Source organism: Amycolatopsis sp. NPDC026612, from assembly GCF_040638285.1.
Lineage (GTDB): Bacteria > Actinomycetota > Actinomycetes > Mycobacteriales > Pseudonocardiaceae > Amycolatopsis.
Window position 1 is genome coordinate 33,583 of record NZ_JBEZYB010000001.1, and the last position, 8,987, is coordinate 42,569.

General features: G+C 67.9%; 17 protein-coding genes and 1 tRNA gene. 1 reads left to right on the forward strand and 17 read right to left on the reverse strand.

Going from position 1 to position 8,987, the window contains the following annotated elements:
• Window positions 1-10 precede the first annotated feature (10 nt).
• On the reverse strand, window positions 11-397 hold the full coding sequence (locus tag AB0F15_RS00205; protein ID WP_360262853.1) for a hypothetical protein: 387 nt from the start codon (window positions 395-397) through the stop codon (window positions 11-13).
• A 205-nt stretch (window positions 398-602) separates the two neighbouring features.
• On the opposite strand from AB0F15_RS00205, the gene AB0F15_RS00210 reads away from it, so the two are divergent.
• Window positions 603-675: transfer RNA gene (locus AB0F15_RS00210), tRNA-Lys, on the forward strand.
• Between the two features lie 66 nt (window positions 676-741).
• Here AB0F15_RS00210 and AB0F15_RS00215 read toward each other — a convergent pair.
• The 16 genes from AB0F15_RS00215 to AB0F15_RS00290 form a co-directional block, all read right to left on the reverse strand.
• Window positions 742-1,932: a site-specific integrase gene (locus tag AB0F15_RS00215; RefSeq protein WP_360262855.1), complete on the reverse strand. Its 1,191-nt coding sequence runs from the start codon at window positions 1,930-1,932 to the stop codon at window positions 742-744.
• Complete coding sequence (locus tag AB0F15_RS00220) at window positions 1,932-2,108, reverse strand: helix-turn-helix domain-containing protein (RefSeq protein WP_360262857.1); 177 nt, start codon at window positions 2,106-2,108, stop codon at window positions 1,932-1,934. The genes AB0F15_RS00215 and AB0F15_RS00220 overlap by 1 nt, the downstream gene beginning before the upstream one ends.
• A complete protein-coding gene (locus AB0F15_RS00225; protein WP_360262859.1) occupies window positions 2,105-3,460 on the reverse strand; it encodes a replication initiator in 1,356 nt (451 codons plus the stop codon). Before AB0F15_RS00225 ends, AB0F15_RS00220 begins: the two co-directional genes overlap by 4 nt.
• Before the next feature lie 94 nt (window positions 3,461-3,554).
• On the reverse strand, window positions 3,555-4,214 hold the full coding sequence (locus AB0F15_RS00230; RefSeq protein ID WP_360262861.1) for a DUF2637 domain-containing protein: 660 nt from the start codon (window positions 4,212-4,214) through the stop codon (window positions 3,555-3,557).
• 23 nt (window positions 4,215-4,237) lie between these two features.
• A complete protein-coding gene (locus AB0F15_RS00235) occupies window positions 4,238-4,456 on the reverse strand; it encodes a hypothetical protein (protein WP_360262863.1) in 219 nt (72 codons plus the stop codon).
• Window positions 4,457-4,604: 148 nt separating this feature from the next.
• Entirely contained in the window at window positions 4,605-4,823 is a 219-nt protein-coding gene (locus AB0F15_RS00240) for a hypothetical protein (RefSeq protein WP_360262865.1), read from the reverse strand.
• The gene (locus AB0F15_RS00245; RefSeq protein ID WP_360262867.1) at window positions 4,823-5,080 is read right to left on the reverse strand and encodes a hypothetical protein; all 258 of its coding nucleotides are present in this window, start codon (window positions 5,078-5,080) and stop codon (window positions 4,823-4,825) included. The genes AB0F15_RS00240 and AB0F15_RS00245 overlap by 1 nt, the downstream gene beginning before the upstream one ends.
• 82 nt (window positions 5,081-5,162) lie before the next feature.
• On the reverse strand, window positions 5,163-5,423 hold the full coding sequence (locus AB0F15_RS00250) for a hypothetical protein (RefSeq protein WP_360262869.1): 261 nt from the start codon (window positions 5,421-5,423) through the stop codon (window positions 5,163-5,165).
• Window positions 5,424-5,429: 6 nt separating this feature from the next.
• Window positions 5,430-5,663: a hypothetical protein gene (locus tag AB0F15_RS00255; RefSeq protein WP_360262871.1), complete on the reverse strand. Its 234-nt coding sequence runs from the start codon at window positions 5,661-5,663 to the stop codon at window positions 5,430-5,432.
• Entirely contained in the window at window positions 5,660-6,079 is a 420-nt protein-coding gene (locus tag AB0F15_RS00260; RefSeq protein ID WP_360262873.1) for a hypothetical protein, read from the reverse strand. Before AB0F15_RS00260 ends, AB0F15_RS00255 begins: the two co-directional genes overlap by 4 nt.
• Window positions 6,080-6,101: 22 nt before the next feature.
• The gene (locus AB0F15_RS00265; RefSeq protein WP_360262876.1) at window positions 6,102-7,553 is read right to left on the reverse strand and encodes an FtsK/SpoIIIE domain-containing protein; all 1,452 of its coding nucleotides are present in this window, start codon (window positions 7,551-7,553) and stop codon (window positions 6,102-6,104) included.
• Between the two features lie 127 nt (window positions 7,554-7,680).
• A complete protein-coding gene (locus tag AB0F15_RS00270) occupies window positions 7,681-7,893 on the reverse strand; it encodes a hypothetical protein (RefSeq protein WP_360262878.1) in 213 nt (70 codons plus the stop codon).
• Window positions 7,894-7,925: 32 nt separating this feature from the next.
• Window positions 7,926-8,093, reverse strand: a complete 168-nt coding sequence (locus AB0F15_RS00275) for a hypothetical protein (protein WP_360262880.1) — start codon at window positions 8,091-8,093, stop codon at window positions 7,926-7,928.
• Window positions 8,093-8,368 (reverse strand): hypothetical protein, encoded by a 276-nt coding sequence (locus tag AB0F15_RS00280; RefSeq protein WP_360262882.1) that lies wholly within the window; start codon window positions 8,366-8,368, stop codon window positions 8,093-8,095. The genes AB0F15_RS00275 and AB0F15_RS00280 overlap by 1 nt, the downstream gene beginning before the upstream one ends.
• Window positions 8,368-8,763 carry a hypothetical protein gene (locus AB0F15_RS00285; protein ID WP_360262884.1) on the reverse strand — a complete coding sequence of 132 codons (396 nt, stop codon included), beginning with the start codon at window positions 8,761-8,763 and terminating at the stop codon, window positions 8,368-8,370. Before AB0F15_RS00285 ends, AB0F15_RS00280 begins: the two co-directional genes overlap by 1 nt.
• A complete protein-coding gene (locus tag AB0F15_RS00290) occupies window positions 8,763-8,909 on the reverse strand; it encodes a hypothetical protein (RefSeq protein ID WP_360262886.1) in 147 nt (48 codons plus the stop codon). The genes AB0F15_RS00285 and AB0F15_RS00290 overlap by 1 nt, the downstream gene beginning before the upstream one ends.
• Window positions 8,910-8,987 lie beyond the last annotated feature (78 nt).

The window sequence follows — 8,987 nt, forward strand, 5'->3', positions numbered from 1 at the left end:
CCAAAGAGCATCACAGTGCGAAGACCGCCGAGCACGCCCGGCGACGCACCGCGTCGGCGGTCTCTTCGACGGTTTGCTCCGTCGTGTCCATGACGTGCCGTTCCAGCTCACCGAGCCTCGCGAACGCGGCATGCATCCCCGGCAGCGCCGTCACCTCGGTGAGTTTCGCCGTCTCGCGGGCGGTCCCCCGCGCGAGGGTGACGTCGAGGCTCGGCCGGAGCACGACGTGGAAGAGGTCCAGACCGTCGCGCTTCGCAGCGTCCCGGAACGGCTGCAGCGCCCACGGCCCGACGACACCATCGAGCACGACGTCGTTCTGCCGCGCGGCCTCGGGCAGGTACGGCGCCACGAACCCGGTCCGGATCCAGACGTAGAAGCTGTCGGTGTGCAGGTGCACGGTAGGCCGCGACGCCCCTTCGGCGACGATCCGCGCAACGGTCGACTTCCCCGGCACCGGGCGGCCCGGTGAGGATCAGCAGCGAACCTGGCATGGGGGCATCATGACCAGCCGACCAGTGCAGAACCAGTCTTGACCTCCGCCAAAGCCTCAGCCGGGCCCGGCGTGCAAGCGGCAGACCGGGGCCTGGCTAGACTGGGCGCGCGGGCCGTTAGCTCAATTGGTAGAGCTGCGGACTTTTAATCCGTAGGTTCTGGGTTCGAGCCCCAGGCGGCCCACTTAAAGCCCAGGTCAGAGGCTTGTGCTCGATCAAGCCAAGATCATCCGGCCGGAATACACCCGGTTTACTGGCCTGGCCCCAGGCTTGATCCGAGCGCATCCGCACCGCGACGGCTGGCCGTCCCGCGCCCCATGTACACGTCCTGAGTCATCGACGGGTGCGCGTGCCCGAGGATGTCCGCGATCTGACGAGCGGTCAGGCCGGCGTCGTCGAGCAGGGTGGCGACGGTCTTGCGGAAGGTCCGGAAGGTCACCCACTCGTAGCCGGCGCGAACAACGAACGGGCGCCAGGCGCGGTTGCGCACGTTGGACGCTTCGCGGACCGTGCCGGTGCTGCTGGGGAAGATCGGTCCAGTGAGGTTCTTCGCGGACGCCCGGCGCTGAACCAGCATCGCAACGCACCAGTCCGGCAAGGGGATGTCGCGGTCCGCGTTCAGGGTCTTGCCGCGGTTGAGGACTTTGCCGCGGCCCTTCGCGCGAATGACGTTCCCGGCCATGACCAGCAATCGGCGTTCCTCGTCGAAGTCCGGCCAGTGCGCCGCGAGCCCTTCGCCGGTCCGTTCGCCCGTGGCGAGGAACAAACGCGCCAGGTCCGGCAGGTCGTCCGCAATGGCCGATTGGTCGGTGTCCAGCTTGCTCAGCAAGTCGATCGCCTCGTCGGCGGTGAGAGCCCGGGGCTTCGCGCGTTGGTGCTTGGCCTTCTTGCTCTCCAAGCGGCCGATCTCCCGTACGGGGTTCGAGTCCAGGGCGCCCTGGCGGACGGCGAACGCTGAGAGCCCAGACAGGATGGCGCGAACCGTCTTCGCTGAGCTGATGCTGGACTCGTCGCGGACGCGCCGACACAGGCGGTCGAACGCCGGCACGCCCACCTTCGGGTTGTCAACCTCCCGCATCCGCAACTCGCCAACAGCCGGCACGACGATCGTCTCGAACCGGTTCCGGTAGGTATCGATCGTGCCCCAGCTCTTGTAGTTCTTCTCGGCATCCTTTTCGAGTTCGAGAAGCCACTTCCGTCCGACTTCGGTCAGCCTGGTCTCCGAGGTGACTTCCTGCTTGGCGTCTACCGGGGCTACCCAGTCGCGAATGGCTTCCTTTAGCCGGATCTCCGCTTTCGTGGCGGTCGAGCCGAATCGTGCGACCTCGTACGTCTTGCCGTCGAAGTCGCGGTAGAGGCACCGAGCGCGGAAGCTCCCCGGAGCCTCCTCGGTGGTGCGGATCTTGCCGTGGGTACCGATCGGCAGAGGTGGGCGGCCCATCAGGCGGTGCCCTGGGCTTCGATCCAGGCGTCGACGTCCTCGGGGCGGTAGCGGACGTACTTGCCGACACGGCGGCCGGCGGGGCCGTAGCCCTTGGTGCGCCACTTGTAGAGGGTGTTGATCGGGACTCCGAGGTGAGTGGACAGGTCCTCAATGGACATCAGGCGGGTGCTCATTGCTGTACCTCCGTGGTGAGTTTTTCCTTGCGTTGCTGGCGTTTTCCTTCGTAGATGGCTTCGGCGATCTCGCGTTCTTCGTGGTGGCGGTAGCCGTTGCCGGTGTAGGCCCAGTGGTTGACCACGAGCACGGCGTCGGGGTGGGTGCCGGCGGCTTCGAGGGTGGCCAGGTGCTGGTGGGTACGGCGGTCCCCGCGCAGGGCGGTGAAGGTGATCGAGTAGCGCTGTGACTTGGTGAGGAAGTGGCCACGGAACCCGAGCATGTGCGCCCACTTGCGCAGGAACGCCAGGTCGCCGTTGCCCCCGAGATCCCATGCAGTGGTGATCATGCGCCGGTGGTGCGGGTGGACGTCGAGCGCAGCGATGGCGAGTTCGGACCGGACGGGTCGGTCAGGGACTTCGCTGGTGGACGTGCCCTTGGTGGCGTACTTGGCGATATACCCGGCGAGGGCGCGGTCGGAGATCTCGCCGTCGTCTTCGATGGCCACGGCGTGCGCGGGGCGGATAGGACGGACGTCGACCTGTTTGCCCCAGGTGAAGGTGTGCTGGCCGATGACCTTGTCGATCATGTAGTGGCGGGTAAGGCGGGTGTGCGCGGCGGCGGCACGGACGGCGCGTTCGAGGAACCGGTTGTCGGCCCACCCGGGTGCGGGGTCGTGAGGCCCGTCGGGGCCGTCCAGGCGGATGACGGCGTGGAAGTGGATGAGGCCGCGTCGCTGGTATTCGGCGACCTTGGCGTAGGACAGCCGAGCGATGGCGGGGAAGTCTTTGGCGCGGTAGCCGGCGGCGGTGGCGATCTCCCGGCGCAGGCGGACGGTGAAGGCGTGCCACAGGTCCCCGGCGTTGCCCTGCCACAGCACCGCCCCGCGGTAGTCGTAGGTTTCCGGGTTCAGTGCGGTCCCCACGCGGGTGTCTGCCTCGTGGTGGTGCTCTCCGCAGGCGCAGGGGATGCGGCGGCCAGTCCGGGTGGTGCGGCGGGAGTGGACGGGGCCGAAGCTGGGTGCGGTGAGGGTGAGGAACAGGCGGGGCCGGTTGGCGACGGTCTCGGGGATGGTTTTGCCGCCGGTCATGCCGGCGCGGATGAGGTGGAAGGCGTCCGCGGCGTAGCGGTCGGAGCAGGCCGGGCATACCGACTCGCGGCGGTTGCCGCACGGGGCGTAGACGACGCCGGCGGTGCGGTCGAGGATCCGGCCGGTGGTGCGGTCGGTGATGGTGCGGTGGCCGGTGAGGTGAACGGGTTGGAGGCATCCGCCGGTGGCTTCGGCGCGAGCGCGGATGGCGCGGATGTCGGGGCGGGCGAGGTGGGTGGTGATGCGGGTAGCCAGTGAGGACCCGTCGTGCTCGGTGATCATGCTGGCCTCTTTCGTGCGGGCACCACGAGGCCGGGCCACCCCGGTGCAGCTCGTGGGGTGGCCCGGCGAAGGTGCGGTGTCGTGCAGGTAGCGGTCAGGCGGTGACCGGGTGGTGGTTGACGGTGGTGTTCAGCTCGTCTACCAGGGCGGTGAGCATGGCGTCGGGGAGGGCGACCCGGGCGGATAGGTCGTCGGCGGTGACCTGGCGGCCGGCCGCGTGGACGTCGGCGGTGGTGGCCGTGATGGTGTCGCGGATGCCGGCGGGGAGCTTCCCGAGCACCTTCCCTCGTGGCGGGGCTGGACGTGCCGGAGTCGCCGGCTCAGGGGCGGCGGGGGTCGGTTCCGGCGCTGTGGTGGTGACGGGTGCCGGAGTGGGTTCGAGGGTGCGGCGCATGAGGAGCTTGACGACCACGAGGAACCCGAGGGCGGGCATGGCGGCCACGAGCCAGCCGGCGGGGCTGGGTTCGGCGAGGGCAACCTGTGCGGCCATCTGGACCCCGAGGGCCGCGACGAGGACGACGAGGGGGAAGGTGATGCGGCGGGTGGTGCCGCGGTGGTGGTCGCGGGCGACTTCGAAGCCGGCGACGATGGCGAGGCATTCGATGACCACGGCGTCGGCCCAGGCGAGCCAGCCGTGTTGTCCGTGGTGGATGGCCCAGTCGTGGGTGTGGGTGAAGCCGGCGGCCCCGCCGATGCCACCGAGTGCCACGGTGATCAGCACGCGCAGGGCCGCGGTCAGCTTGTCGATGATCATGGCGGGGCATCCTTTCCGGGGTGTCAGTTGTGGCCGGTGCGGAAGCGCGTGGCGTTGCGGCGGAAGACCTCCATGTAGAACTCGAACCACTTGGCGATCTCATCGGACATGTCCGCCAGTTCTTCGTGCTGGAACCACATCTCTCCGTTGCGCTTGGCCTGTTCGCGTCGGTGCAGGTCGAAGAACTCGTTGACGAGCGGGCGGGCGTTCGTGGTGAAGGAGTTGAAGTCCAATTCGGACATAATCATTCCTTTGTGGTCAGGCCGCGATCGAGGGTGGCGGGGAAGTCGGACGAGCAGAGGGGGCCAAGAGGACACGCGGGGCGCGCGTGGCACGGCGGAGATCTCGGCCAACGGAGCGTCACGAGGACTCCACACATGCCGATCGGTGCTACTTGGTCATGGCCAGGTCATAGGCCGCGTTGGCCAACCGACACATCTCCGCTGATCCCTCCTCGCAGATGCGGACGATTTCGCTGGCCAGGTCGGAGAGTTCGAGCAAAACTTGACGGTTGCGGGTCCCGTCCGGGTTAAACACCTTCCGGGCTTGCGCGTCGACCTCGTCCTGTAAGCGGGCGAGTGCGGTCAGCTTGAGCGTGGGGGCACGCATCAGCGTGTTCCTTCCGGTGCGGTTTGGATGTAGCGGGCGTGGGCGTCCAGGGCGGCGGCGAGGTAGCGAGCGAACGCCGGCGGCATAGAGATCTCCCAGGACTGGAGACCGCGGCCGGGGATGGTGCGGGTGACGCGCAGCAGCACATTGGTGGCGGTACCGGACACCGCGGTGTTGTCCACAGTGGCCCGGCAGAACCGCACCCCGTCCAGGGAGCCGAGCGGGTAGATCCCGAGTCCGTCTTCCAGAGTGGACACTGCGGAGTGCCAGACGTCGGCACCGGGAGACGGAATCGGGGCCGGTGTGGTTGCGTGTCCCTCCATTCGATGGTTCTCCTGTTCACTGGTGGTGGTAGCGGTGAGCGAGGACGTACACGTCGGCTTCGGACTCGAAGTTTTGAAGGGTTTTGACTGCCTCGCTCGTCGCTACGTTGGCTTTCGTCATCGCGGTCCGCATCCGGGTGATGTAGTCGTCCCAGAAGGCGGGCGGGATACCGTCCGGGCAGGTGGCCCGGGTGACGTGGTGCGTGCCGAGAAGGGTCATGGCGGTGTCGAGGTGGTCCAGTGCCTCGTCGAAGAGGTCTTCCAGGGGAGTCGACATAGCCGACTATTCGTCGCGGGTGAAGTGGATGTACTGGTAGCTGTAGGCGCCGTCACCGCGGCGGATGGCCGCCCATTCGCGCCACAACGCAGTACTGAGTCCGAGGTAGACCAAGGCGATCGCGAGCGTGGCGATGAGGTGCCACAGCGGGCCGGTGAGGAACACCGCCTGCACGATGAAGGCGAGCACGGCCAGGCCGGTGATCTTGAGCCAGGTGCCGAGGAACTTGAGCGTGATCATTTGGTCTGTCCTTTGCGGAGTTCGAGGGCGAGCCGGTACAGCTCGTCCGGGGTGACGGATTCACGGGCGCTGGCGGCGAGGGCGACGTGCCGGCGGGCGGTGCGGTAGGGGATCGAGCTGTAGACGAGGAAGGAGACTCCGCACGGGCCGCGACCGGTGAGGGTGATGTGGAGCTCGCCACCGGGGGTGTGCCACCACTCGCCGGTGACGCCGGTGAGCCGGTGCGTCCAGATCAGCAGCGCCCCGAGCACACCGACCGGGTCGGCCCGGGGGATGTCCGGCTGAACGTCGACCCGGTGAAAACCGGGGTCGAGGGAGAGATGGACCGGTTCGGGGGCGGGGGTGTCGCGGACGTAGGCGACGGCGACCGCGGCGAGCTTGGCGACCCCGGTTAGCGGAACGAGCGCAGCAGTCATGATCGGGTCCTTTCGGGAGGGTTCAGGCGGGGATGGCGTAGAGGGCGGGGCCGTCCTGGTCTCCGGGGTGGCGCGGGCTGCACAGGGTGACGAGTTCGTCGATGTCCTCGTCGTCGCTGTAGCCGGCGCGGACCCGGATCGGCTGGCGGGACTTCTCCGAGGTGCGGTAGCCGATGCCTTCGCATTCGGTTTCGGGGATCTCGTCAGCCAGTCCGCCGCGTTCGCGGGCGGCTTCCCCGAGCACCATGTCGACGTAGGCCGCGGATCCGATGCGTAGGCAGAACCGGCGGGTGAACAGGTCCCGGACCGGGACGATGTCCTTGGTGGGTTCCTGGACGAACGCCATCACCGAGTAGCCCGGGGCGCGGCCCTGGGTGAGGATCTCGGCCAAGACCTTGTTGACCGCCATCAGCGTGGCGCGTCGGCCCCCGAGCGCGGTAAGCATCGCGAGTTCGTCGATCACGAGCACCTCGAACGGGGTCTCGGTCGACGGGGTGAACTTGCGCTTGCCCTCACTGCGCAGCAGTTCCTGGCGAGCTTTCATCTCGTCGCGGAACCCGTACAGCAGCCCGAGCATCGCGTCGACGTCTTCGGGGCCGTCGCCGTCGGGGTCGTACTCGGTGTCCTCGTCGGCGGAGGTGGCGTAGCGGTGGAACAGCGGCTTGCCGCGTTCGGTTTCCATGCCGCCCTTGGGGTCGATCACCCACAGTCGGACGACGCCGTCACGGATGGCCGGTCCCATTGCCCGCAGTGGGTTCCACAACAGCGATCCTTTGCCCGACCCGGTCGCGCCGGCGATCAGCCAGTGCTGTCCGAGCAGGGGTTCGGTCCACACCCGCCCGTACTCGTCGTCCCCGAGTTCGATGGCGGTCAGGTCGACCTCCTCGACGTCGCCGGGGATCTCCGCCGGCGGGACGACGCCGTCGAACGGGTTGCCGTGCACGAGGGTGATGGTCAGGACGCGGGGCTTGGTCTTCTCGATCGCGATCACGTCGGCCCCGAGCGCGGACGCCAGTTCTTCCTGTGCGTTGCGGAAGGTGGTCAGGGACTGGCCCTTGCGGATCACCACGCGCAGGACGTCGATCGACGGGGTGGGCGAGTACACCTTCGCCAGGCGCGGCACCAGGAGTTCGCCGGTGCGGCGGTGCTGGACGGTCAGGCCGCAGTGGTCCAGCGAGTCTCGCCAGGACCGGCCGATGTAGCGGGTCCAGCGGCGACGGAACGCGCGGATCCGCGGGGATGCGATCCGGGAGAAGCTATCGGGGTGAGCGCGGTACCAGCCGGCCCCGGCGGCGAGCAGCCCGCTGGCGATGCTGCCCGTGGTGATCGGTCCCAGCTCGATCAGGCTCGTGGTGACGGCGGTCGGGGTGGCCAGGACGCCGGGGTGGCGGGCCAGCCACAGCGCTACCTTCTTCTCGGGCCGGGTCTTGTGGACACCCGGGCGGGTCGTGGTGGTCTTGTTCTTGCGTGCCATGGGGGTCGTCTCCGTGATTTGGGGACGTCCCGGGCCGTGGCCCTGCGCACGCGTCTGGACGGTGGGGCCACGGCCCAACAACGTCCAGGTGCGGTGTCACTCAGCGGGTGTTACAGGTGTGTGCCGGTCAGCGGCGGGCTTTCGGCCGGCGGCGGTCGGTGTCGAACAGCGGGCGGGCGGCCTCCACTGTGGTGATCATGGTGGCGACCTTGCGGGCGGCGTCGGTGTGTTGCTTGCCGAAGCCCCCGAGTCGGTTGGGCAGGGCGAGCATGGCCTCCCGCATCTTCTTCATCGCCTTGTCCAACTCGGTGATCTTGGCGTCGATCTGGTTGGTGCTCACGGATGTCTCCTTCGGACAGCGGGGCCAGTGGGTCAGTGGTCGTCGCGGATGCGTCGACATTCCGGGCACAACGGCCCGACCGGGAACAGGTAGAACATGTCGTAGTCGCCGTATTCGGCAGTCGCGCCACACAGGGCGGTGACCTGCCCCGTCCACACCGACCGTTCCGCAGTGATGTGGGCTTCGGCGGCGTCCGACATCAGGGCCGCCAGCCCCGGGAGATCAACTCGGCCTTGCGCTTGGTGGCGGCGGTGCGCAGTTCGTCCAGCGCCATGGACGCTCCGGTGACCGCGGACTTGACCTCGGTTTTGCTCGGGACCTGCCAGCCCTCGAACCGCTCACCGGTCGTCTTGCCCTCGTTGAGGCCCTTGGCGAGTTTGCCGATCTCGTCGAAGGCCACGCGGACCTGATCGAGGGCGAACTCGAACTCGGTGTACTTGGCCCTGTTGTGGTTGTTGATCGTCTGGGAAGTCATCAGCTCACCTTTCGCCGGTTGGTAGTGGTCGGGCGGCTCGCGAGGGACCGCCACATGCGGGCCTTGTTCTTCGTCGTCTTCGGCACGAGGACCGAGTTACCAGGGCCGGAGTGCCCGTAGCAGGTGTAGGTGTGGGTGCCTCCTTTCGTCAGCCACTTCGAGTCGAGCAGTTGGTGCACCGCGTCCGCCTCAACCATGGGGGCGGTCTCGATCGTCTTGTTCGCCACCAGCCGGTAGACCCGCTCCGCGGGGCCGACCAGCACGTATCCGGTGTTCTCGGCAACCTGGAGCACCTTTTCGATCAAGTCCATGTCGTTCACCGTCGGCCGGCCAGTCTCTACGGGAACGGGCGTGGCTAGCTCGTTGCCGAACAGGTCGAGCGGTTCGGCGGTCATCACGCGCTCTGCCGGGTCCGGGTGCCGACCATGGCGGCCAAGCCGAGCAGCAGCGCGGCACCCGCGGCGAGCGGGCTGGCGAGGGCCAGGCAGCCGACGAGGGTCAGCCACAGGGGGTAAAACGTCAGCGTTGCGACATTCGACATTCGGCGTACCTCACATTTGCCATTGGTGACCGCAGACAGTGCAGGTCGCGATACGGGTGGGGGAAAGCCAGAAACTCG

Bases quoted from the DNA above. Each gene is read 5' to 3' on its own strand.
- AB0F15_RS00215 (WP_360262855.1), bottom strand. From the start codon at position 1,932: ATGGGCCGCCCACCTCTGCCGATCGGTACCCACGGCAAGATCCGCACC.
- AB0F15_RS00220 (WP_360262857.1), bottom strand. From the start codon at position 2,108: ATGAGCACCCGCCTGATGTCCATTGAGGACCTGTCCACTCACCTCGGA.
- AB0F15_RS00225 (WP_360262859.1), bottom strand. From the start codon at position 3,460: ATGATCACCGAGCACGACGGGTCCTCACTGGCTACCCGCATCACCACC.
- AB0F15_RS00230 (WP_360262861.1), bottom strand. From the start codon at position 4,214: ATGATCATCGACAAGCTGACCGCGGCCCTGCGCGTGCTGATCACCGTG.
- AB0F15_RS00235 (WP_360262863.1), bottom strand. From the start codon at position 4,456: ATGTCCGAATTGGACTTCAACTCCTTCACCACGAACGCCCGCCCGCTC.
- AB0F15_RS00240 (WP_360262865.1), bottom strand. From the start codon at position 4,823: ATGCGTGCCCCCACGCTCAAGCTGACCGCACTCGCCCGCTTACAGGAC.
- AB0F15_RS00250 (WP_360262869.1), bottom strand. From the start codon at position 5,423: ATGTCGACTCCCCTGGAAGACCTCTTCGACGAGGCACTGGACCACCTC.
- AB0F15_RS00255 (WP_360262871.1), bottom strand. From the start codon at position 5,663: ATGATCACGCTCAAGTTCCTCGGCACCTGGCTCAAGATCACCGGCCTG.
- AB0F15_RS00260 (WP_360262873.1), bottom strand. From the start codon at position 6,079: ATGACTGCTGCGCTCGTTCCGCTAACCGGGGTCGCCAAGCTCGCCGCG.
- AB0F15_RS00265 (WP_360262876.1), bottom strand. From the start codon at position 7,553: ATGGCACGCAAGAACAAGACCACCACGACCCGCCCGGGTGTCCACAAG.
- AB0F15_RS00275 (WP_360262880.1), bottom strand. From the start codon at position 8,093: ATGTCGGACGCCGCCGAAGCCCACATCACTGCGGAACGGTCGGTGTGG.
- AB0F15_RS00280 (WP_360262882.1), bottom strand. From the start codon at position 8,368: ATGACTTCCCAGACGATCAACAACCACAACAGGGCCAAGTACACCGAG.
- AB0F15_RS00285 (WP_360262884.1), bottom strand. From the start codon at position 8,763: ATGACCGCCGAACCGCTCGACCTGTTCGGCAACGAGCTAGCCACGCCC.
- AB0F15_RS00290 (WP_360262886.1), bottom strand. From the start codon at position 8,909: ATGTCGAATGTCGCAACGCTGACGTTTTACCCCCTGTGGCTGACCCTC.